The organism is Neobacillus oceani (assembly GCF_046237595.1).
GTDB lineage: Bacteria > Bacillota > Bacilli > Bacillales > Cytobacillaceae > Bacillus_D > Bacillus_D oceani.
On record NZ_CP143543.1, the window covers coordinates 3,776,069 to 3,799,149 of the forward strand.

At 44.2% G+C, this 23,081-nt stretch carries 22 protein-coding genes, 1 pseudogene, 1 riboswitch and 1 other annotated feature (1 of these 25 cut by a window edge); of the genes and pseudogenes, 14 read left to right on the forward strand and 9 right to left on the reverse strand.

All coding sequences use genetic code 11. From position 1 onward, the window contains the following. Window positions 1-122 (reverse strand) — a binding site (T-box leader); it reaches 137 nt to the left of the window's first position. 239 nt (window positions 123-361) lie between these two features. After that, window positions 362-1,225 (forward strand): LysM peptidoglycan-binding domain-containing protein, encoded by an 864-nt coding sequence (locus V1499_RS19115; protein WP_409271689.1) that lies wholly within the window; start codon window positions 362-364, stop codon window positions 1,223-1,225. Window positions 1,226-1,293: 68 nt separating this feature from the next. On the opposite strand, the gene V1499_RS19120 is transcribed toward V1499_RS19115, so the two are convergent. Next, window positions 1,294-1,812: an ECF transporter S component gene (locus V1499_RS19120; protein ID WP_409271691.1), complete on the reverse strand. Its 519-nt coding sequence runs from the start codon at window positions 1,810-1,812 to the stop codon at window positions 1,294-1,296. A 127-nt stretch (window positions 1,813-1,939) separates the two neighbouring features. On the opposite strand from V1499_RS19120, the gene V1499_RS19125 reads away from it, so the two are divergent. The 4 genes and pseudogenes from V1499_RS19125 to V1499_RS19140 all read left to right on the forward strand — a co-directional run bounded on the left by V1499_RS19125 (window position 1,940) and on the right by V1499_RS19140 (window position 5,079). Beyond that, complete coding sequence (locus V1499_RS19125) at window positions 1,940-3,349, forward strand: PLP-dependent aminotransferase family protein (protein WP_409271693.1); 1,410 nt, start codon at window positions 1,940-1,942, stop codon at window positions 3,347-3,349. A 155-nt stretch (window positions 3,350-3,504) separates the two neighbouring features. Continuing rightward, on the forward strand, window positions 3,505-3,972 hold the full coding sequence (locus V1499_RS19130) for a hypothetical protein (protein ID WP_409271695.1): 468 nt from the start codon (window positions 3,505-3,507) through the stop codon (window positions 3,970-3,972). A gap of 96 nt (window positions 3,973-4,068) precedes the next feature. After that, window positions 4,069-4,437, forward strand: a pseudogene (locus V1499_RS19135) (NUDIX hydrolase); the annotation flags it as partial. 75 nt (window positions 4,438-4,512) lie between these two features. After that, the gene (locus V1499_RS19140; RefSeq protein ID WP_409276340.1) at window positions 4,513-5,079 is read left to right on the forward strand and encodes a class I SAM-dependent methyltransferase; all 567 of its coding nucleotides are present in this window, start codon (window positions 4,513-4,515) and stop codon (window positions 5,077-5,079) included. Between the two features lie 236 nt (window positions 5,080-5,315). Here V1499_RS19140 and ppsA read toward each other — a convergent pair whose 3' ends face one another. The 4 genes from ppsA to V1499_RS19160 form a co-directional block, all read right to left on the reverse strand. Next, window positions 5,316-7,916: a phosphoenolpyruvate synthase gene (gene ppsA / locus V1499_RS19145; RefSeq protein ID WP_409271697.1), complete on the reverse strand. Its 2,601-nt coding sequence runs from the start codon at window positions 7,914-7,916 to the stop codon at window positions 5,316-5,318. 265 nt (window positions 7,917-8,181) lie between these two features. Next, window positions 8,182-9,969: an acyl-CoA dehydrogenase family protein gene (locus V1499_RS19150; protein WP_409271699.1), complete on the reverse strand. Its 1,788-nt coding sequence runs from the start codon at window positions 9,967-9,969 to the stop codon at window positions 8,182-8,184. A 405-nt stretch (window positions 9,970-10,374) separates the two neighbouring features. After that, window positions 10,375-11,550 (reverse strand): acetyl-CoA C-acetyltransferase, encoded by a 1,176-nt coding sequence (locus tag V1499_RS19155; RefSeq protein ID WP_409271701.1) that lies wholly within the window; start codon window positions 11,548-11,550, stop codon window positions 10,375-10,377. A 336-nt stretch (window positions 11,551-11,886) separates the two neighbouring features. Further along, window positions 11,887-14,262, reverse strand: a complete 2,376-nt coding sequence (locus tag V1499_RS19160; RefSeq protein WP_409271703.1) for a 3-hydroxyacyl-CoA dehydrogenase NAD-binding domain-containing protein — start codon at window positions 14,260-14,262, stop codon at window positions 11,887-11,889. A gap of 344 nt (window positions 14,263-14,606) precedes the next feature. On the opposite strand from V1499_RS19160, the gene V1499_RS19165 reads away from it, so the two are divergent. The 3 genes from V1499_RS19165 to V1499_RS19175 all read left to right on the forward strand — a co-directional run bounded on the left by V1499_RS19165 (window position 14,607) and on the right by V1499_RS19175 (window position 16,731). Then, complete coding sequence (locus V1499_RS19165) at window positions 14,607-15,503, forward strand: HD-GYP domain-containing protein (protein WP_409271706.1); 897 nt, start codon at window positions 14,607-14,609, stop codon at window positions 15,501-15,503. Window positions 15,504-15,516: 13 nt separating this feature from the next. Continuing rightward, window positions 15,517-15,804, forward strand: coding sequence for a hypothetical protein (locus tag V1499_RS19170; protein WP_409271707.1), 288 nt, complete (start codon window positions 15,517-15,519; stop codon window positions 15,802-15,804). Window positions 15,805-15,972: 168 nt separating this feature from the next. Further along, the gene (locus V1499_RS19175) at window positions 15,973-16,731 is read left to right on the forward strand and encodes a hypothetical protein (protein ID WP_409271709.1); all 759 of its coding nucleotides are present in this window, start codon (window positions 15,973-15,975) and stop codon (window positions 16,729-16,731) included. 130 nt (window positions 16,732-16,861) lie between these two features. On the opposite strand, the gene V1499_RS19180 is transcribed toward V1499_RS19175, so the two are convergent. Together V1499_RS19180 and V1499_RS19185 are read right to left on the reverse strand one after the other, a co-directional pair. Then, window positions 16,862-17,356: a YfbM family protein gene (locus tag V1499_RS19180; RefSeq protein ID WP_409271711.1), complete on the reverse strand. Its 495-nt coding sequence runs from the start codon at window positions 17,354-17,356 to the stop codon at window positions 16,862-16,864. A gap of 343 nt (window positions 17,357-17,699) precedes the next feature. After that, window positions 17,700-18,293 (reverse strand): hypothetical protein, encoded by a 594-nt coding sequence (locus tag V1499_RS19185; RefSeq protein WP_409271712.1) that lies wholly within the window; start codon window positions 18,291-18,293, stop codon window positions 17,700-17,702. 235 nt (window positions 18,294-18,528) lie between these two features. Between V1499_RS19185 and V1499_RS19190 the strand changes: the two genes are divergently transcribed. The 6 genes from V1499_RS19190 to V1499_RS19215 all read left to right on the forward strand — a co-directional run bounded on the left by V1499_RS19190 (window position 18,529) and on the right by V1499_RS19215 (window position 22,016). Further along, complete coding sequence (locus V1499_RS19190; protein ID WP_409271714.1) at window positions 18,529-19,101, forward strand: hypothetical protein; 573 nt, start codon at window positions 18,529-18,531, stop codon at window positions 19,099-19,101. A 64-nt stretch (window positions 19,102-19,165) separates the two neighbouring features. Continuing rightward, complete coding sequence (locus V1499_RS19195; RefSeq protein WP_409271715.1) at window positions 19,166-20,020, forward strand: hypothetical protein; 855 nt, start codon at window positions 19,166-19,168, stop codon at window positions 20,018-20,020. Window positions 20,021-20,164: 144 nt separating this feature from the next. Beyond that, a complete protein-coding gene (locus tag V1499_RS19200) occupies window positions 20,165-20,827 on the forward strand; it encodes an HAD family hydrolase (RefSeq protein WP_409271717.1) in 663 nt (220 codons plus the stop codon). A 25-nt stretch (window positions 20,828-20,852) separates the two neighbouring features. After that, window positions 20,853-21,047: a hypothetical protein gene (locus tag V1499_RS19205; protein ID WP_409271719.1), complete on the forward strand. Its 195-nt coding sequence runs from the start codon at window positions 20,853-20,855 to the stop codon at window positions 21,045-21,047. 26 nt (window positions 21,048-21,073) lie between these two features. After that, complete coding sequence (locus V1499_RS19210) at window positions 21,074-21,490, forward strand: RDD family protein (RefSeq protein WP_409271720.1); 417 nt, start codon at window positions 21,074-21,076, stop codon at window positions 21,488-21,490. A gap of 115 nt (window positions 21,491-21,605) precedes the next feature. After that, window positions 21,606-21,691, forward strand: a riboswitch (cyclic di-GMP riboswitch). Window positions 21,692-21,866: 175 nt separating this feature from the next. Continuing rightward, window positions 21,867-22,016, forward strand: a complete 150-nt coding sequence (locus tag V1499_RS19215; protein ID WP_409271722.1) for a hypothetical protein — start codon at window positions 21,867-21,869, stop codon at window positions 22,014-22,016. A 195-nt stretch (window positions 22,017-22,211) separates the two neighbouring features. Here the strand turns inward: V1499_RS19215 and V1499_RS19220 are convergent, their stop codons facing one another. Both V1499_RS19220 and V1499_RS19225 read right to left on the reverse strand, forming a co-directional pair. Beyond that, on the reverse strand, window positions 22,212-22,418 hold the full coding sequence (locus V1499_RS19220; protein WP_409271724.1) for a DUF2187 family protein: 207 nt from the start codon (window positions 22,416-22,418) through the stop codon (window positions 22,212-22,214). A gap of 209 nt (window positions 22,419-22,627) precedes the next feature. Continuing rightward, window positions 22,628-23,056, reverse strand: a complete 429-nt coding sequence (locus tag V1499_RS19225; RefSeq protein WP_409271725.1) for a DUF1801 domain-containing protein — start codon at window positions 23,054-23,056, stop codon at window positions 22,628-22,630. Between the last annotated feature and the right edge of the window lie 25 nt (window positions 23,057-23,081).

The following is a 23,081-nucleotide window of genomic DNA, read 5'->3' on the forward strand; positions in this document are numbered from 1 at the left end:
CAGATAAGTTCCAATGTGAATGCTCAGAGTCTTGGTTCGATAAACAATTCTTACTCCTTTTCAGCGCCCGGAGCTCTCTGTGAAGAATTCGTATTATCTACTCTTCTCGTCATCGCGATTACAGTATTTGTTTTTGAAATTATTCAATATAATACCAAGGGTCTTTATTTTTGTAAAGATTAAATATTCATTATCTTCACGTATACTTTAAAGTTCCCGCTTCATAAAAAAACTTTCACCAAACAAACTGAGAATGAATTCCACTTTTTCACAAAAGTACGCGTTTAAACTGAATATATTTCATACAATCGTTTCCAATAGAATATGTATAAAGGATGTTATCCAATTGGAGGGTTGTGTCATGCCAATTCATGTTGTGCGGCCTGGCGAAAGCTTATGGGAAATTGCACAAAAATACAATACACCTTTATTGGACATTATTAGGGGGAATAACATCCAAAACCCAAATGCGATTTATCCTGGTACTGCATTAAACATTCCTGATAGAATAGCCGCTGTACAGGATTATTATCTTCCCTTGGAAAATTCCAGGCCTCGAACAGAGAAACTAACGCATGTGGTTATTCACTTCGTATCCAATGCAGCTAATAATCCACATAATCCTTATAATATCGAGGATATTTATCGAATTTTTTTAAATGGTGGGGTTTCTTCACATTACGTAATTGGCAGGAATGGCGAGATTTATCGGCTGGTTGATGAAAGCCGCGTTGCTTATCATGCAGGGAGTGGGAGTCTTCCAGGATTTCCGGGTTACGAAAACCGGTTAAATGACTTTTCAATCGGAATCGAATTAATGGCCATCGGAACCCGCGAGGAGATGCTGGCCTTTTTCCCATCCGAGACGTACGATTTGATTTCTCCATCCAATATCGGTTACACAGATGCCCAGTACCGCTCTTTAAATTTGCTCCTTGATGATATCATCAACCGGCATCCGTCAATCATCAGAGACAGAAGGCATATTGTTGGACACGATGAATACGCACCGAGCAGGAGGACGGATCCGGGAAGGCTGTTTGATTGGTCCCGCATTCGGGTGATCGGGAAATTTGTACACATTGTAAAAAGCGGGGACACGTTATGGGGCATTGCCCAAAAATACGGCACGACTATCAATGCCATTTCTAAGTGGAACAATATTAATCCAAATGCCATTTTATTTGTAGGGCAAAGAATTTTGATTCCGATTAGGAGTCATTAAAACAGGGCAACGCAATCATTTGCGTCGCCCTTTATTTTTCGTTTCTTTGCCAATGTCCGATATTCTTTTTAAAGGAGCTTTTTAAACCGCCCCACAAGCGGAACTACGATGATGCCGGCAATGACGACCTGCATGATGTTTCCTGGAATTGAGCCGAATGGCAGAATCCAGTTTCCGTAAAGGACGACCTCGGCAAAATAATAGCCTACGACTTTAATGATTAATGCGACAACAACGGCTAATGAGTAAACAAGCACTCGTTTGCCAGGCATTTTTTCAGAAATAAGGCCGGCGACATATCCCATTGCTCCAACGATGATGAATGTAAACGGCGACCAGGCTGCCCAACCGGAAAGAATATCGAACATTCCCATCCCGAATGCGCCTGCAATGAAGCCCGTCTTTCTGCCATATACGAATGCGGCGATAAAAAGCGGCACGTTCCCCAGGTGGATAAGGCCTCCGTTCCCCATGATCGGAAGCTTAATGTTAATAAACATCGTCGCCACCAGGGTAAGAGCGATGAATAGTGAGTTGATCACCAAGGATCTTGTTTTGGTTGATGCGGGTGCTAACGTAGATTGCATTTGAATACCTCTTTCTTCTGTAAATTTAAACCCCAATGATTGCTTGATATTTAGTATAATGAAAATTGACATTGTAGAAAGAGTCACTTTTTTAAAAAATAGTGTGGTCAGTAAGGAGGGCTTGCATATGGACATGCTTATATTTGACTTGGATAAAAGTACGGCAAAGCCTTTATATGAACAGCTTTATCTTGGCATCAAAAATGCCATTATCCATAATCAAATTGAAGTTGGAATGAAATTGCCTTCCAAAAAAAAATTAGCCGAATTTTTAAATATCAGCCAAACGACGATCGAAATCGCCTATGGCCAGCTTGTTGCTGAAGGCTATCTCATCTCCCGGCCCCGCGTCGGTTATTTTGTAGAAGAAATCGATGAATTGCCTTATATCGAAAAAGAGTCTTTGGCCATTCCGGTCGAAAAGGTTGCGGAAAGGTCTTTTCAGTTTGATTTTCACCCAGGAAAAATCGATACAGACTCCTTCCCTTTTTCCCATTGGCGAAAATATGCGAAAGACTTGTATGACAGCGGTTCAAAGGATCTTTTACAAATTGGGGAGCCTCAAGGGGAATACGCATTGCGGACCGAAATTGCGAAGTATCTTTATCAATCGAGGGGGATTGTTTGTAAACCCGAGCAAATCGTCATTGGTTCGGGAACCGAGCAGCTGCTTCCAATCATTTTGAGGTTGCTTGAAAATGATTCAGAATTCGCTCTTGAAAATCCCGGCTACTCCGCAATTCCAAGAATCGAATTGCAAAATAGGGCCATCCCGATCCCGGTGGATGAAGATGGATTAATTGTCGATGAACTTGAAAAAACAAACGCGAATGTCGTTTACATTACTCCCTCCCACCAATTCCCTACTGGGGCTGTTTTATCAGCAACAAGAAGGACACAGCTGTTGAAGTGGGCAATAAAGGATGAGAAGCGCTACATTATTGAAGATGATTACGATAGCGAGTTCCGTCATATCGGAAAGCCCATACCCGCATTGCACGGCATGGACCAAAACAATAAAGTGATTTATCTTAGCACGTTTACGAAATCATTGATGCCTTCATTGCGTGTAGCTTATTTGGTATTGCCTTCAACATTAGTCCGGAAATACAAAGAGACATTCAGCTATTACTCGGCAACCGTCCCGAGATTCGATCAGCACATCTTGGCCAACTTCATGAAAGACGGCTATTTCTCAAAGCACTTAAACCGGATGCGGAAAATTTACCGGAAGAAACACGATAAACTAACCCACACCTTTGAAACGTATTACCCAAATGCCACGATCACTGGCGACCAGGCAGGCATGCATATTCTGATTTCCGTCCCTCTGTCAAAAAGTGAACAGGAGTTAAAACAAATCGCCGCAGCAAACGATATTGCCATCTATCCAGTAACCGATTATCTGTTAAAACCGATTGATTATCCCTATCCAACCTTTCTATTTGGCTTTGGCGGAATTCCATTGGATGAAATTGAAACGGGGATTCATCGGTTGATGGAATGCTGGGGGATGGCGGGACCGCCTTCTCCTTAAGAAGAAAACGAAGCAAAGGTTACGCGGCTCCTTCCTCATAAATAAGTTAACGGTTGGCAGTTTTAAAATGAGTAAAAAGTAAATGTAGCTGAGGAATTATTCCCCATTCCCATTGTCGAATTATGGTAAAATTGTATGTACAGAGGGGGATTCGGATGAGGAAAAAGAGCGCAGTGGTAATGATAATCAGCTTGCTTTTAATCGTTTTCCTGATAGATAGGTTTACTGAGAAGAAAGTACGGATTACAAAGAATGAGGATGTTCAGTTACAAGAGATCGTTATTCAAAAAGGAATAGGAAATCTTTCCGACATTAAAAATAGAACAGTCAACTCCCCTCAAAAGGCAGAGGAAATCTTATCGATGGTTGAAGGCTTAAAAGTTAAGGAAGCCAAAGAAAAAGTTCGTATTGAATCGCCAGATACGTATGTGTTCAGCTTCCATAGAGGGGAAAACTCTGGGATTGAAAAAATAGTTGGTTATTCTTTTTTTGTGCTAGGTGACGGAACATTTGTCTTTACGCACCAGGATATCAACAAGCCATTGGACAATCCTCTTGTTACAACTTCCACGCATAAAGAATTGCTGGATGAAATAAGACAACAATTAAATTTGAATTTTTAAATTGTTGTGCATTTATGTATTGGGAAAGTAATAACAATGCGAAGTGTTATACAGGAAAATTAGCTAAATTGAATATGAGCGGAGAAAATTCAAATCATGGATCATATTACATTTGGACAAAAAGAAGAAGGTATCGATTACATAAACAGGCCAGCTGTTTATGGTTTGCTGTTTGATAGCCAGATGGAGAAAATGGCCATAATCCAAACAGGTGATCATAAATATTTTCTCCCTGGCGGAGGAATCGAAAACAATGAAACACATGAAGAATGTTTAAAAAGAGAAGCCCTAGAGGAAATGGGTATGGAGGTTGAGATAAGCCATTTTTTAGGGTGTGCCCGAAGGTATTTTTATTCAACTAATGAATTTAAATATTACCTTAGTGAAGGTTATTTTTATTTATGTGAAAAGGGCAGAGATATAAGTAAACCAACAGAAGAGGATAACTTTCTTGTATGGATTGAACCTTCTCGAGCCATGGAAATTTTATTCCACGAACATCAAAGTTGGGCAATTCATAAAGCATTAAGTGTAAAAAAGCTGGATTTAAAACAGAATGAAATAAAGCTCGTTATTGGCGCGGGAGAATATAATAATAATCCAGGATGGCATCATACACAGGAAGAAGAATTAAATTTATTGGATGAAAACACGTGGCAAGAGCAGTTCAATAAAAGTTCATTAACTGCTATTCTTGCCGAACACGTTTGGGAGCATCTAACTTATGAAGAAGGTATAGAAGCAGCAAAGATGTGTTTTAACTTCCTAAAACCTTTTGGATATATACGCTGTGCAGTACCTGATGGTTATTTTCCAAATGAATCCTATCAAACTATTGTACAAGTCGGAGGGCCTGGCCCAAAAGACCATCCTGCGGCAAGCCATAAAGTAGTTCACAATTACAAGACATTAACCAAAATGTTTGAAAGTGCTGGATATAAAGTAAAATTGCTTGAGTACTGCGATGAAGATGGGAATTTTCATCAAAATGATTGGGATGGAGTTGATGGGGTAATTTTCCGTTCCAAGAAGTACGACCCTCGAAACCACGATAAACTTGTTTTTCCATCTCTCATTATTGATGCTGTAAAGCCATATTATACCTAAAAGAAAATAATGCATCCTTGTTTTAGTAAATCTAAAACCCCACTCTACCATTTAGGAAAAGTGGGGTTTTTAACTATTAGACTATATATTTTTCGGCTTTTATAAGGCGGTCGGGGGCTTGGCGCTTTTTGGCGATGACGTTGTTTAAAGCAGGACTATTTCATTGGTTCTTCCGTTTCCTTTATCATCATCCAATTACCCCTTGAACGGTGCTACTAATTATCTATATTTCACAATTACAGTATTTCGATATACCCCTCTGTTCCGTTGATAAGAATTCGTTGCCCATCTTTTATGATTTTAGTGGCGTTATCCACTCCAACAACTGCTGGTAAGCCATATTCTCGTGCGATAACTGCTCCATGTGTCATCAGTCCACCAACTTCGGTTACAAGGCCTTTTATGGATACAAACAATGGCGTCCAGCTTGGGTCTGTAAACGAGGTGACCAATATATCTCCAGCTTCTAAATCAGCCTCTTCGATGTTTAAAATGACACGCGCTCTTCCCTCAATCACTCCGGAAGAAACAGGCAGGCCTACAATCGCTTCAGCTGGGAGGTTTTCTCGTTTGTACTTACCTGCAATGATTTCGCCATCAGACGTTATTACACGTGGAGGTGTTAGTTTTTCATAAAATTTGTACTCATCTTTTCGATTGCCGATGATCTGGTAATCAAGTTTATTTGTGCGTACGACTTCGCGAAGTTCATCGAAAGTGAGATAGTATATATCTTCTTTTTCATGAATAACGCCCGCTTGTACGAGTTGTTCGGCTTCTTTCAATAACGCCTGCTTATAAACGAAGTAGCGATTAACCATGCCATATTTTGGATATTCCCGATAGCCGATGAAATTGCGGATTAAGTCGATCATTCGTTTTGTTTCTTTGGATTTTTGTTCACCGTCCGGTAATTGCTTCAATCGTTCTACTAACTCTTGTTCTTTTTTCAAAGCCTCCTGCCGCCCGTGCTCAAAAATTCGATTGCTTGCATTAGGCTCAAAGTTTTTGATGTTAGTGAGAATCATGGGCACAAGTGTAATTGGTTTTTCACTCCAGCGAGTCCTAGTCATATCGATTTCTCCGGCACATCGCATTCCGTATTTGTTGAGATAAGCTTTTATTGCGTCTTGGGCTTCCTGTCCACCATCATACTTAACCAGTTCATCAAAAAAGTTATCATCTTTTACTTGTTTTAAATACTCTATTACTTCTGGATAAGGGCGAATCACATCCGCGACATCCAATAGCGCCAGACCCATTTCCGAAGTAATATTGTTTGGGACAGATTGAGAAAGTGTGTCTGCTGCGTTTTTTACACCTAACCACTCGTTCATTTTTTCATTTATCCATGTAGAAGCATTCATGGCCGACATGAATACAGCTGAACTTTGCGGATCAAATAAAATCTTCTTTAATTCCTCGATATCTTCCAGGATGAAATCAAATAATTCTGATCCCGATTTTGTTAGGATGTTTTGTTTTAACTCATCAAGGGATGTTTGGCTACGCTTTATCAGATCAGATACAATCGATGGGTTATTTTCGATTTGTGCCAGGCTATCTGTATTTCCTCTAGTGGGACTCGGTCCTTTACTATCATTTGGTACCGATTTTATAAAATCTCCACGGTCAATGATGTTCATAAGTGCGTCTTTCATGAGTGGATCATGTTGTCCCATAGCATTTAATAACATGTTTCTACTGACAGGTGAAGCCAGTTGATGTGTGACATCGACAAACAACCTTCCACCAGCTTTACGCATAGTGGCAGGTGTCGTTAACAGGAAAAAAGACAATCCCAATGGTTTCATGGCGTCTGTCATCATTTGCTGATGTCCGACTGATACATAAACGTGATTTTCTTCATCGTTCGCTTCAGGGATGGGGAAAAGAGTCGTGATTGGCCGGCTCTGGACAATGTAAAAAGTATCATCAACCAAACACCATTCAATATCTTGTGGGCAGCCGAAATAAGCTTCGACCTGTCGTCCGATGCGTGCCAGTTGTAAAATTTGTTGTTCAGTAAGTGTTTGGGACTTTTGGAGATTAGGTTCGATCGGCTGCGTCTCTGTTCCGCCTTCTTTTCGCGCATAGATAGCCAATTGTTTGGTTGCTATCCTTTTATCGAGGACTTTATCTTCCTGGACTTTATAACAATCGGCAGAAACCAAGCCAGATACCAGTGCTTCTCCAAGCCCAAAGCTGGCATCGATTGATACCTGCTTTCGGTTAGAGGTAATCGGATCAGCGGTAAATAAAATCCCTGAAGCCTGTGGGAAAACCATCCTTTGAACGATAACGGATATATACACCTGGCTGTGGCCAAATCCATTTTGCATACGATAGATTACCGCACGGTCCGTAAAAAGGGAAGCCCAACATTTGCGGATATGCTGCAAGATCGCTTCTTTGCCGATGATATTTAAAAAAGTGTCTTGTTGACCAGCAAAAGAGGCATACGGCAAATCTTCAGCTGTCGCACTAGACCGCACTGCATAAGCATGTTCATCACCAAGCTGGGAGAGATAGTTAGTAACTGCTTCCACAACATCGGAAGGGATTTCTGCTTCGATAATGTTTTGTCTAATCTTTCTGCTGATATCACCAATTTGATCTCGATCTTCTACTTTTAGCATTGGTATCCGATCCAACAAAGCATGATACGTTTCATTTTGTTCGATGGCTTTTCGATATCCCTCAGTTGTAACACAAAATCCTTCTGGTACTCGTATTCCTTCGATTTTTGATAATTCCCCTAAATTTAACCCTTTTCCGCCAACGAGTAAAAGTTGATTTTTTTCCACTTCCTGAAAGCCGAAAACCAAAGAACTCATTCTGCATCTCTCCCCACCATCAATGTTCTATTGATTTTAGCTGCATTACATAAAAATAAAAAGTCTATTTTCCCGATTTTTTACATGTTATAATTAAACTGGGAAGGGATAAGTAAACCTTGTTATATAGTTAGCTAATGCCCATGTTTACCTCTTGAAGCAGATCATATACCCTTTTAACCCAAAGATTTGCTGAATGAAATTTTTAATCACATAAAGAAAACAACGCTCAAAACTTTGAAAAAAGTTTTGAGCGTTTTTCATATTATACAACGTATTTCTCAGCTTCGATGAGGCGGTCGGCGGCCTGGCGCTTTTTGGCGATGACGTTGATTGGCGTGTGGCGCGTAAATTTGCGGAGCGCCGACATGAGCATTCTCAGTGTGTCGCCTTCTTCTGTAGCGACGAGTGTTTCTTTTGCGTGCTGCTCGATTTCGTTGAATGCTTCCTGGCAGAAGATTTGTGTGTACAGGAGTTTCTGCCGGGATTTTTCAAGGCCGGCTTTAGCGATTGCCTTTTCGGTCCTCAAGACCGCCGATTCCATTGCGTATGCGTTGGAAATGATGTCGGCGATGTTGACGAGGATTTCCTGTTCCTGTTCTAGGGCTTTGCCGTATTTCTGGGCGGCAAGGCCGGCTGCGAGAAGGCCGATTTTCTTCGCGTTCCGGACGAGGTGCTTTTCCTGCTCGAGCGGCTCGTCACCCGGATCTTCCGGCATCATCATCATAAGTTCTTCCTGAAGCTGCTGGGCTTTTTGGAAAAGCGGCAGTTCGCCTTTCATCGCTTTTCGGATATAGGTTCCAGGCACGAGTAGGCGGTTGATTTCGTTCGTTCCTTCGAAAATTCGGTTGATGCGGGAGTCGCGGTAGGCGCGCTCGATTTCGTATTCGGCCATGTAGCCATAACCACCGTGAATTTGGACGCCTTCGTCGACGACGTAATCAAGTGTTTCGGTGCCGAAGACCTTGTTGAGCGAGCATTCGATTGCGTATTCGGCGATCGATTTTGCGACTTGGAGGCCGTCCCTTGCTTCCTCCGCGGTGAGGCGCCCCATCCGGTCCTCGAACAGGCCGACTGTCCGGTAGACCGAGCTTTCGGCTGCATAAATTTTCGAAGCCATCGTCGCGAACTTTTCCTTTGTCAGGTTGAATTGCGAGATTGGCGTTTTGAATTGCTGGCGCTGGTTCGCGTACTCGATTGTGATTTCGAGTGCCCGCTTTGCTCCGCCAACGACACCGACGCCGAGCTTGTAGCGGCCGATGTTCAAAATGTTGAAGGCGATGATGTGGCCACGGCCCGCTTCGCCTAATAGATTTTCTTTTGGAACCTGTGCATCCTGGAGGATAAGTGTCCGGGTCGATGAACCTTTGATACCCATTTTCTTTTCCTCGGCACCGACAGAAACGCCCGGGAAGTCGCGCTCGACGATGAATGCTGAGAAGTGCTCGCCGTCAATCTTCGCATAGACGATGAAAACATCGGCAAAGGCGGAATTGGTGATCCATTGCTTCTCGCCGTTTAGGATATAGTGCGTTCCTTCGGCGTTAAGTTTGGCGGTTGTTTTCGCTCCAAGTGCATCGGATCCGGAACCCGGCTCGGTTAGGGCGTAGGCCGCCAGTTTTTCGCCGGTTGCGAGGTCTGGCAGGTACTTTTTCTTTTGTTCCTCGTTTCCGAAGAGGACGATTGGTAGTGAACCAATTCCGACATGGGCGCCGTGGGAAATCGAGAAGCCGCCCGCACGAGCCATTTTTTCGGCGATGAGGGCGGAGCTGATTTTATCAAGAGCAAGGCCGCCGTATTCTTCCGGGACGTCCGCGCCAAGGAGTCCGAGTTCGCCGGCTTGCTTGAGCAGCTTGACGGAGCGGTCGAACTCGTGGTTTTCGATGTGTTCGATTTGCGGCATGACTTCCTTTTCGATGTATTCCTCGGTGGTTTTGGCAATCATTTGGTGCTCGTCGGTGAAATCTTCAGGGGTAAAGACACGGTCATACGGTACGTCTTCGATTAAAAAGCTTCCACCTTTAATTGATTCGCCGAGCTGGTTGGTCGTCATTGTGATTCCTCCGTTTCTTTTTAAGAAGAATTGATTTGGGTGGTTGGGGCGGGCTTGACTTGGTTGGGATTGGGTCTGAGTTGGGTTGGGTTTTGAGTTTGGGTTTTGGTTTGGGTTTGGCTGCCCCGAGTTGATATGATTTTTGGACCTTTTTTCGTTTGGGTGCTAGCAGCTGCTAGCTTTTATGAACCAGGTTTATGGATTTATGAACCAGGTTGTCGAATTTATGAACCGATTCTTAAATTTATGAACCGGTTTTGCGGTTTTATGAACCGATTTGAAGATTTATGAACCTGGGCGATGAACTGGCTTGGTTCAAATCTAGGTGAACAAGCCATCCCGGCGCGCCAGGATGGCCGGTTTGCATTTCAGTTTTCATTTTTGGATTAGCTGACTTTTTTCCAACTAGAGCAGTTCGAATACTCCCGCCGCGCCCATGCCTCCGCCAATGCACATTGTGACAACGCCGAATTGTTCGTTGCGGCGCTTCAGTTCGTGGATCAGGGACAGGGTGAGTTTTGCCCCTGTGCAGCCAAGCGGGTGACCGAGTGCGATAGCGCCACCGTTCACGTTTACTTTGTCTTCATCAAGGTTCAGCTCGCGGATGACCTGGATGGCCTGTGACGCGAATGCTTCATTCAGTTCGAACAGCGAGATGTCGCTTACTTCAAGGCCGGCGAGCTTAAGCGCCTTCGGAATCGCGACGACCGGACCGACACCCATGATTTCCGGCGGAACTCCCCCGACTGCGAACGACCTGAATTTTGCGAGCGGCTTCAGGCCCAGTGATTCCGCTTTTTCACGCTCCATGACCATGACAGCGGCGGCACCATCGCTTGTTTGCGAGGCGTTCCCCGCTGTGACGGTTCCGTTCAGGGCAAATGCCGGGCGCAGTTTTGAGAGTGTTTCGAGATTCGTATCCGGGCGGACGCCTTCATCGTGTGCGAACTGGAAGGTCTTCTCCTTCAGCTTGTTGTCGCTGCCTATAGTGCGGACGGTGACATCGACCGGGACGACTTCATCGTTGAACTTGCCTTCCTGGATGGCGCGGGCGGCGCGCTCATGGCTGCGGACGGCGAATTCATCCTGGTCACGGCGGGTGACGCCGAACTTTTCGGCGACTTTTTCCGCGGTGTGGCCCATGCTCATGTAATATTGCGGGGCCGTCTCGGCGAGCTTTACATTCGGGCGCGTGACATGGCCCATCATCGGCACCATGCTCATCGATTCCGCCCCGCCGGCAAGTATCGTGTCTGCATAGCCGAGCATGATTCGCTCGGCGGCGTAGGCGATTGACTGCAGGCCGGACGAACAATAGCGATTGATGGTGATGGCCGGGACTTCGTACGGGAGCCCGGCCAAGCCCGCGATGTTGCGTGCCATGTTCAGGCCCTGCTCCGCTTCCGGCATCGCGCAGCCGATTATAACATCATCTATGTTTCCTTCGTAATTGCCGGCCCGCCTCAAGGTTTCCTTGATGACGAGCGCTCCGAGGTCGTCGGGGCGAACCTGGGCGAGCGAGCCCTTCTTCGCTTTTCCGACCGGGGTGCGGGCTCCGGCAACGATGACCGCTTCTCTCATTGGGTTCCCTCTCTTTCGTTCTAGTGTTCTTGTAAACTGGTTGGCTTTTAAAATGCAAATGAAACGTGGGGTGTGCAACCGGGAATCACGGTTCTTGTTTTTATCAGCATTCGCTGGCGGTTTATCAGTAAATGGCGACTGTTTATCAGTGGCAGTAGCTTCTCAGTAAACAGCAGCTGTTTATCAGCATTTGCCGACCATTTATCAGTATTTGGTTGATTAACCGAGTTACCCGCCAATTTGTTAACGAAAAGCCGGTTATATTGATTGCGACTGGCGAAGCTGATTCACTTTTAAACTGGTTGGTTATTAAACTCTAGATACGTCCACTCACTTTTAGTTACGCAGCGGTTTCCCTTTTAGGAGCATGTGCTGCATGCGCTGTTGTGATTTTGGTTCGGCTAGGAGGCTTAGGAATGCTTCTCGCTCTAAATCCAGCAAGTATTGTTCGTCGACTTCGGTGCCGAATGGGACTTTTCCGCCGGCTAGTACGTAGGCGAGTTTTTTGGCGATTTTCATGTCGTGTTCGGAGATGTAGCCGGATAGCTGCATCGCCTGCGCACCAAGGATGAGTGCCGCATAGCCGGTTTCGCCGGTGACCGGGATTTTCCTCCTGACTGGCGGTTTGTAGCCCTGTTCATGGAGGGCGAGGACCGCTTGCTTCGCGTCGTAAATCTGGTGAACCGGGTTGACGGAGATGCCGTCGGATGGCCTCAGGAAGTTGAGTTCGCGGGCTTCGTCGCCTGATGTTGAGACCTTTGCCATGGCGATTGTTTCGAATACTTTGAAGGTGACTTTCATTAAGTCGAAATCGACGCCTTTCGGTAGTGCGTTCAAATACCGGAGATAAAGCTCCTTGTTTCCGCCGCCGCCCGGGATGAGGCCGACGCCGACTTCAACGAGTCCCATGTACGTTTCCATCGATGCCTGAACGTGGGCACACGGCAGGCTGACTTCGGTTCCGCCGCCGAGTGTCATTTGGAATGGCGCCGCGGCGACCGGCTTTCTTGAGTATTTGATTTTCATCATCGTATTCTGGAACTGGCGGACGACCATGTCGAGATCGAAGAAGTTGTCGTCCTGGGCTTCCATCAAGATCATCGCGATGTTCGCGCCGACGCAGAAGTTCTTGCCCTGGTTGCCGATGACGAGCCCTTTGTAGTTTCTTTCGACCTCGTCGATCGACCAGTTGATCATCTGGAGAATGTCCGGCCCAATCGCGTTGTTCGGCGAATGGAATTCGAGCAGCGCGACGCCGTCCCCGATGTCGATCAGGCTTGCACCGGAATTCCTTTTTATGACGCCTTTTTCCTCTTTGATTTGTTTCAGGTTGATTGCTTTCGGGTTTACTTCGAGCGGTTTGTACTCACCGTTATGATAGTACGTATTGTTTTTATAAAAAGAAGTATGTCCTGCTGCAAGCATGTCCTCGACCCATTGCGGGACCTGTTCGCCCTGTTCCTTCATTTTCGAGACGGCACGTTCAATGCCGATTGCATCCCATGTTTCAAATGGGCCCTTCTCCCAGCCGAAGCCCCATTTCATCGCGCGATCAATCGATGGGATGTCGTCGGCAATTTTTCCAAGGAGCTCGGCAGAATAGAGTAGCACGGGGCTGAAAATGTTCCAGAGTAGCGTTCCGGCTCGGTCTTCTTTCGCGTATACGAGCGCTTTCAATTTATTCGCTGAGCCTTTTTCCTGCTTGGCAAGCTCGGTGGCCTGTGTCTTTAGCTTCTTGCGCGGGCCATACTCGAGAGTATTCGGATCAAGTTCAAGAATGTCTTTTCCTTCTTTTTTAAAAAAGCCCTGGCCAGACTTGCTTCCTAGCCAGCCGTTTTCAAGCATTTTCAGCATGACCGGCGGAACGTCGAATACTTCCTTTTCCTCTCCTTCTGCCTGATCATAGACGTTTTTCGCGACGTGGACGAACGTGTCGAGGCCGACAACGTCAAGCGTGCGGAAGGTTGCGGATTTTGGGCGTCCGATGAGCGGGCCGGTGACGGAATCAACTTCCCCGACCGAATAGCCGCCTTTCAGCATTTCCCTTAAGGTGACGAGCAGGCCGTACGTGCCGATACGGTTCGCGATGAAGTTCGGCGTGTCTTTCGCGATGACGACTCCTTTGCCAAGCACATCTTCGATGAACGTTTTCATAAAGTTTAGGACTTCTGGGTCGGTGTGTTGGGTCGGAATGATTTCGAGCAATTTTAAGTAGCGCGGCGGATTGAAGAAATGAGTGCCAAGGAAGTGTTTTTGGAAGTCATCGGACCGGCCTTCCGCTATAGCTTCGACCGAGATGCCGGATGTGTTCGAGCTGACGATGCTACCCGGCTTCCGGTGCTGGTCGACTTTTTCAAAGACTTGCTTCTTTATGGTGAGATTTTCGGTGACGACTTCGATGATCCAGTCGGCTTCCTTGAGGCGGGCTAAGTCGTCTTCCAGGTTTCCGGCTTCGATGAGGTTCAGGTTTTCTTTGACGGTGAGCGGGGCCGGCTTTTGCTTGAGCAGCTTTTGGAGTGCTTCTGCTGCAATGCGGTTGCGGACTTTTTTGTCCTCGAGCGTCAGGCCTTTCGCCTTTTCAGCATCGTTTGGCTCGCGCGGGACGATATCGAGCAAGAGTGTCGGGATTCCGATGTTGGCGAGATGGGCGGCAATCCCCGAGCCCATGACCCCCGAGCCAAGCACGGCAGCCTTTTTAATCGGTTGAATCACAAGTGTCTCCCCCTTCGACAAAATTTGAATGAATACTCATTCATTTTTTCAGCAAAAAAAATTGCACTGGAAAATAATGAGCTCTGCTAACTTTAATAATAAAATATTTTGAAAATTAGCGCAACAAATAAGTGACGCTTGGGATGGTCCTCTGCTTCATTTGAGCGTGTACCATTCTCTGCTTTAGTTCGCTATATCTATATTAATTTTTCTTAATACCCTCTATTTTTACATTGGAAATAGTGGTAAAATAGTCCTTATTTACCACCAATCTTTGACTTTAATGGCCCCTTTTCTATTGTGGTTTTTAAAAATATACGGTTATTTGGGAAGTGGGGAGATTCATGAATATTGTTAAGAAAAATCCGCTTGAAAAAGTGCTGATGAAGAATATGGAGTTGTCCTTGCTGGCATCGGGTGATGGGACGGAGGTCATCCTCCATAAACTGTATGCGGGTGCGCGTTGGGCTATGGCGCCGGCGGATGACTGGACCGCACTGGAGCATTTAACGATTTTGTCGGGGCGAATAAAGATGAATTCGTCTGTCGGGGAAGTTGTGCTTGAGCCGGGGGATTCTGTTAATGCATGCCCAGTGAAGGAGCACATGATCTTCACAGCTGAAACAGAAGTGGAGTTTTTATATGTCATATCGCAGCCGCAGTTTCATTTTTATAGCAATTCCGTGAAAGACATGATGGACCTGGCAATCTTGGTTGAAGAGAAGGATGGCTACACGGCTGACCATTGCGACCGGATCAAAGAGCTGTCAATGATGCTCGGAAAAGTGATGGGTTTGAATGCGGACGAGCTCTATATTCTAAATTTAGCTAGCTTCTTGCATGATGTTGGGAAAGTGAAGGTTCCGGATGAAATTTTGAACAAGCCGGGAAAATTGACTGGCGAAGAGTATGAAATTATTAAAATGCATACTGTCTGGGGAAGAGAAATTTTAACAGAAACGAACTTTCCGGATTTGGTCAAGGCTGGCGAAATCGTGGAACAGCATCACGAGCGGTATGACGGGAACGGCTACCCCCACCAGCTGAAGGGGGATGAAATCCGGGTTGAGGCAGCGATCATCACAGTCGTGGATGCTTTCGATGCGATGACGTCCGACCGCGTGTACCGAAAAGGAATGGATTATGATGACGCCTGCGCGGAACTGGTGCGCCATAAAGGCAAGATGTTCCATCCGAACGTTGTTGATGCATTTCTATCGATTAAACATCAATTGAGCTAAAGGAGGTGATACTATGAAAAAAATGCTGTTGGTTTTAACATTAGCTTTTGCCCTGCAAACCGTGTTCGCGGGTGCTGCTGGAGCGGCATACTTTAAGGGTGCGGACAAGACCATTTCAATCAATACCGGCCTTAATCTTCTTCCTAAATTGAAAACTGGTGATGCGACTTTCAAACTCCAGGAAGCTGTACATAATGTTCTAACAGATGCCACAGGCCTTGAAGTCGACCACTTCTACTTCTGGGTAGAAATCGACGGACAAAAAGTCCTCGCAGTCGACCCGCCACGCGCGATGTACTAATAAATCAGATTGATGCAAGGGACGTTTCCATTGCCCTTCGCAGTTATTATTTCTTTTAAGAAGGCTACTCGTAGTCTTCTTTTTTCATATAAAACATACATTCAGACACCTCGTCTGCTTCATCTGCATGGTAAAATTAAGTAAACGTTATTTGGAGGAGGGGTTGGGTTGGTTCCACCAGATTCTTTATTAAAGGTTTGGCGGTTGTTTGATGGTTTTCCGATGGAAACATTGACAAAGGCTTGGTTTTATAATCAGCCATCGGGGCGCAGGCAGCGGACTGTTCGTGAAATGATTGAGCACAGAAACCAATTTGGGACGAGTGGAAACTGTTTCGATTTAGCGATTTGGCTTTTGCATGAATTGAAGGATGCCGGGATTGAAGCGCATGCGATTGGCTCTGACTTCGGTACTCCCGAGGCTCATGTCGGGGTTCTTGCTAATGTTGATGGTTACCGCTATTTGTGCGACCTTGGGGACCAGTGGATCCTCCCTATTTTAATCGACAGCTCTAGTCCGGATTTTGTACATGAACCTGTTTCAGGTTTTTTCCCGGCCGCGAATGTGGAGGTCAGTTCTTCTGTTACCGACTTTGAGATTACATATCATCGTCCGAATGGGAAAATGAGCAGCCAACGTTATTCTTTAAGCAAAATCACGGATGATGAGCTTTTTGAAGCCGGCCACTATTCACAAAATTTATTAAGCCCACCTTTATGCGAAATGAGGGTTCCCAGCGATGATGAGGTCCAGCATTGGGAATTTTACAATTGGGCAAGCTTTCTAAGCACAAATGCAGGCTTATTTCATGACTCTCCATTAACTTCGAATGAAGAATGGAGTAAGCGTATTTTTTCCAAAACCGGGATTAGTCCCGCAGTTGTTAAGCCTGCATTGGAGCTTTATGCTTCTATTTTTAAAAAATAGCAGTTATCTGTTTTCAAATGGCTATGGTAGGTAAAAAAGTGGAAGCCTTGGTTTATAAGGCTTCCTAAACTGACTGGATGAAAAAAGATTTTCACCAAAACTGATTCAATTTTTCAAAATAAAACGGCCCTTATTGAATCAACAACAACATCCCTTCGTTGTTGTTTGCCGCGGTTTCGTAGTAGCGGAGGAGGAAGTCGTAGTTTTCGACGAGATACTCTTTGTCGTCTTCGCTCCATTTTTTGTGCATCGGGTAGATTCCGTGATCGCTCAGCTTCTTCGGATCAAATCTGCTGGCAAGCTCATCTGGAGAAAACGCTTTTAGTTCGTTGTAAATCTTCGCAACCTCATCGGGTTCAAAATAACGGAGCGGTCCGTAGCCATAGTCCTCGCCGAGTTCGTGTCCGCCTAGTACTGCCCGGCCAATATGCCCGTCAGCCGGCTCATCCAGGTCTGCCACGCCGCTCAACAAAAAGTAAATGCCATGCCACGATTTATCGATGTCGAGCTCAAGCTCCTCGATTTCTTCCATTTCAAAAATCAAGTCCGCCGCCTCGTCCGGATTTGCTTTTAAAACCTGCAGCGCCTTGGGCGGAACCCTGAAAAAACTCGCAATCATTCCCATTACACACCACTCCTCATGCTATCTTTTCCATTAGAATAGCACATTATGAAGCAGTTTTATGCAGTGAGGCAGTGGATTTCAGGCTGCAATTTAGAACGATAAAATTTTTTAATAATGCTATCTTGCTATTTTTCCATTTATGGTACAATTTTACTATTAACTATAAGGAAATGTGGTAATAGCGATGCCTGAAATTAAATGGGGAAGCCCTCTAGGCTTAGCATGTCTTGGAGTATTCTTAGCTGGATTGGGTGTATTTTTCAAAACAGTATGGAGTACGTTTTTATGAACTTTTGAGAGTGATGCCTGGGACGTTTCCTCTGCATCACTTTTTTCTTTGATATCACAACTCATCGTAATTATCAGTTATCGACACCTTGTTTTCCCGCAGCATATCCATTAATCCGGCTCGAAATGGAAGTATATTTTTATTATGCGGCAATTCATAGACGCGGTTATCCTTTGTGGTGAATTTGTATGCCTTGGTCTTGGTCATTCCTTTTTCATTTGCGTATATTTCCTTTACTTCTTTCATTTCATCCCATCGGAACGTCTCGACCGATTTATAGCTGCTTAGCTCGTTTGAATGAATCCCTTCTTTGTCAAGGTAATAATAGTTCTCGATGCTGAACATGAAGAATGGAATACTTAACGGGATAAACAAAAGCGACAGCCACTTAAGCTTCCCGAGCTCAAATTTCTTTTTAGCTATCACAAAGACCAGCAGGACAAGCGCTATCCACATCATTCCTACCCCGAACGTGACGTAAGATGATGGCGGCGTCTTAAAATACATAATATCCTTTGTGTTGTAGAGCGCTTCCTGAATGAGATTAACAAGGATAAATGGCATAAATAGGCTTCCTATGAATAGCATGATGGAAATGGCCAGTATGTACTGCGAACTCTTTCTCTCTATACCTGCAAGATTTATCATTTTTCCCCCTCCTTTTAAAATTTGACCCACGATATATTACTGGCTAATTAGTCCTCCTCTCGTAAAGTTCCGCATAATTCCGAATTATGGTAAAATTATAACATATATTACAAATTTTAAAATCTCTACTTTGAAAATCAGGATACAACCCCTGTCCAAACTTTTCTCCTCTTCTTTTTCCGAAAAATGAAGTAATCGATACTTCCCCAGTTTCACCCTATTTAGGAGGGATTGAATGGTTAAAAGACTTTTTGTTTTTGCTGCTTGTTTGGCTATTGGGGTCTTTATGATCACTATTGGTTCCTCAGTGAGCTATGCTTGTAAGTGTGCGGAACTGACTCCTGTCGGAAAAGAGTTTGAAAAGTCGGCCGCCGTTTTCACGGGAAAAGTGATTGGCATTAAAGAAGAAAAAGACATTGGTAAAGACGCTCGGACTGAGAAGGTTCTTTTCGAGGTAAGCGCTACGTGGAAAGGCCTCACTGAGTCCCAGGTGATTCTTGAGTATTATCAAGATTCCTGCAGCATTGATTTTAGAAAAGGCCAGGAATATTTGGTCTATGCCAGGGAAAATCCCGATTTTAAAAATAAATCGGTCCTGACAACCGGTGTGTGTGACAGAACAGTGGAAGTGGAAAAAGCCGGTGAGGATTTAACGTTCCTTGGCCAGGGTACTTCCCCGGTGAACCAAGTGGATCTCCAGAAAGAGATGGAGTGGTCAGTGCCAGTCCACACCCTTATGATGTGGCTTCCAGTAATGGGGGTTGCAGGGATTGTTGGCTGGTTCATTTGGAAAGGGGCAAAAAGTTGAAGACGGCTCTACTTAAAGACGTGAAGCATTGGATACGTCCCCACTTCACTCCAGGAGGATTATGATGATGGATGTTAAATATTTGGCGGGTTGGGAAGTTGATTTTGATGATGAAATGGAACTTTCCAAATTCCTCCACGTACAAGGTATCGATGCCGATAGTTTTTTATTTTTCAAGGATGTCCAGGGGGCAATCGAGCTGCGAATCAAAGATGGCATAATCATGGAGGCTTATAGCCATGATGCTGATGAATGTACTTTTATTGCAGAAGATATTAAACTGCCCTTTTCAGACTGGAAAGAACACAAGGTTTTTTTCCTCGAAAAGGACCGAAATGGCGCTCACAAATTGGGAGCGATTCCTGATGAATTGATTTTGCCTGCCCATGAAAACCTAAAGACCCCCTTTCATTATATCGGTACACTAGATGGCACCGACCCGGGATTTTCCTGGTTAGGGATGGAAAAACTGCATATCATCTACCCATTGAACGAATTCAACATGGGCATATATTTGGATTACAGCAACCCGGGAAGGCCGGTTCTATTAAATCCCGAAACTTTCTCGGATGATTGGTATGACGGCGATTTAGACAACACGTCCAAAGTTGAATTTGAAGAAAAAAGATACAGGGCGACCCGGAGGATTGAGAGCGACAGGTTTATTGAAGGGGACGACTATCTCCTTTGCGGCGCTCCTTTATGGTACCAAATGCCCGAAATCCCTCTTTGCCCAAAAACAAACCAGGTCATGGACTTTGTTTGCACCATAAATTCTGACAGCGAGATTCAACTCCTTCCTAATCATGCATCCAAAAGAAGATTGGCTGACGATTATCTATGCTTCGGTGATCATGGGCATTTGTTTGTGTTCTATCACCCGGAGTCAAAAGTTCTTCATCTCAATGTTCAGTTCTAAATGGACCCTGTAAAAACCAAACACACACGGGTTTAGTGGCATGGCAATTTTTTGAGGTCGGATGAGCGGAATTCTTTTATTGATGGCAGTTACGCTTTCGGCTGAATTGAGTTATAAGACAAAATGGGTACGAAGGGGTTATTTATGAAGCCAGTTGAAAATAGTAAAGTCATTTTCTTCGATGCCGGCGGGGTACTTTTTGACACATTCGTAAAGGGTTATGACCGGGTGAGAAGGCTTCTTGATGCGAGGGGATTCCATCGGGCGGACATTGACCTTGCCATTGAAAAGGCTAAAAGGATTCCGATGCCTTTTATTTCAACGTGGCTTGAGGAAGAAAGCTATTTCAAACGGTATTATGGGGCTATTGCGGAAGAGCTCGGGGCAAGCGAGCTATCGGAGGAACTGTTTTTCTGCGCCCATTATGCAAACCATTGCGAGTTGTTCCACGAGGTAGCCGGAGTGCTGAAGGCTTTGTCCGGCACCTATCGGTTAGCTGTAATTTCAAACGCCACGCCAAGTATGGATTGGGTTTTTGACAGGCTTGGAATCCGGAAGTATTTCCATACGATTATACTTTCGGCACACGTGAAAACCGAAAAGCCTGATGAAGCGATTTATAAAATTGCACTCGAACGCCTTCACGCTAAAGGCAGCGATTGCATTTTCATTGATGACAAACTTGAAAATGTTTTGGGCGCTTCGGGGATTGGGATAAGGGCGTTCCATTTGGATAGGGAAAAACAAGATTTGCAGGAATTATTTGAAGAGATAGGGATTTTGAAAGCGCCTGTGCGAGTAATGTAGGATCGATTTAAAAGGAGGAGTGCCTATGAGTCTATTGTTACTCGCAAAAATCCTCGGCGTCATTGGCCTTTTAATAATCGTTGTTCCTATTCTTTTCTTTTTAGCCGGAAAGGATAAGATCACAAAAAAGTTGATTTACACACTATTTTTCATCATTCTTTTCGTAAACTTTACCATTTGGATTGTCGCGGGTGTCCTTGAAAACGGAGTGAAATATTAACACATCTTAGGTTAGGAGTGAGCTGAATGAATTATTCGCCTGCAGGTTTTGGATTGAGGTTTTTTGCGGATATTATAGACTTTTTACTTGTTGCTTTGCCACTCGGTTTGTTGGTTGCCCTGTTATCAGGAGGGGATTGGGATAGCTTTGGATCAAGCTGGACATCTAATTTGATTTATTTGCTCTATTTAACGCTTTTGCCCCTGGTATGGAATGGCTATGTTGTCGGGAAGCGCATGATGAAAATAAAAATTATGCGCGTGGATGATGAGCCGTTAACGTTAAAGAATATGATTTTACGTGAAGTTGTCGGCAAGTTCCTTTTGGCCTCTTTAACGTTGGGAATTTCCAGCCTTGTTAGTTTGTTTATGGTCATTTTCCGCGAGGACAAGAGAGCCGTTCACGATTTCATTGGAGGAACGTACGTGGGGTATGAATATTAGGTTCTTTCTTGTAATAAGAAACATATGAAAAGTCCCCTCCATACTCGTAAGAAAATCAAATATTCAAAATTTTATTGTTTCTCTTAAGAACTATTGGATGTATAATTATCTAAAAACCAGAAAAAGGCAAACCTAATTGAAAAATAGGGACGCAAAGTCACAGGTCTAAAGTTATCAAACAATGATGGCTGGGCTGCCGGGTTCAATCTTAAGGAGTTGAACTCATTTGTTTAAATCAATCATTTGTTTTTTTCGCCGAAACCATAAGTATGACTATTTTTCTGGTAAATGCATTCGGTGTGGTAAAAGACGAGTACATTAAAAACAAGCAACAAAACTTTTTTTATTATTTATGGGCAAGGAGAAAACAGCTTCTTTGCCTTTTTTATTTGAATTTTTCGTGATTGATTCAGTTTGGGGATTGTTTGCAGTGTCTGTTAAGCCGATCCCGAGGACAATCATGGATCTTGGCTATTTAAGGGTCTTCTTGGCAACGTTGAAGACAGTTTCGAGGGAGTTCAATTAAATCGCCTTCATAAATAGTTACGACCTAAACCTATTTCGGATTCTGAAACCGCGAATTTTATATTCATAGTCGGAACATGAAGCAACTTCGGACTCAGAAGCAGGGAATTTTACATTCTGAGTCCGAAAATGGGACAACTTTGAACCAATTAATACGTTGTAACCAAATAGTCGCCGAGAATTGGATAGTCTCGGTTTATGCCGTTTCCGGAGAGGATAAGATCATGTAATTCGAATGTCTGACTACGGTTTTAGTTGTATCATAGCCCAATCTATCCGCGAATTCTTTAGAAACCTCCACTATTACGCTGTTGTCCCTTACAATTTCAACAGTTCCTTCTAAATCGTGGTCCTTACGCGTAAATGATATTTGATCACCAATTTTAGCTCTTTTTTTCGCCATACCAATGCCCCCTAACTCTTACTACTAATTATGGAGTCATGTCCCCATTTTTATGCGTCTAAATTGTTATTCCCTGCGGAAGCCCAAATAAACGCCTAAACCGTTGGTAGTTTATTGCTAAGCTCTCATTAAAAGGGCTGGTTTTTCAAAAAATATTAATCAGGGCTGATTAACTTCCCCGACCATCGGAAGCCGCATATGCACCTGCCTTAATTAGCAGTTGTCCGAATCCATTCCTTGATTAATGTTCTGAGCTTTTCTTCTTTATCCTTCACATCATTTTTATTAAAAAAATTTACCAAAGCACGGTCATTTGTCTGCCATTCCAATATCCCCGTGTTGTCAACAAACAGTGGTTCCTTTATTGGTTCAGGACTTTTCTTTGCCCCGCAATGAAAAATGAGGCGAAAAAATCCTTTTCCCTTTAGGTTGAATGTTATCCGATCGTCATTTTCAATGAGGAAACTCGGGGCATTCCATTTAATATGCTCCGTTATTCGAGAATCGCAGCTTAAAATTATTTTCCGGACCTCCTCTATTTCCTCTTTAAGAGGATGGTCAAGCTTAGCCATAAACTCCGCAACTTGTTCAGGCCCGGTCAACTTCTTTTTTACCCGTTTTTCTGATCCCTTCTTCATTTAATCACAACCTTTTATGTAAAAT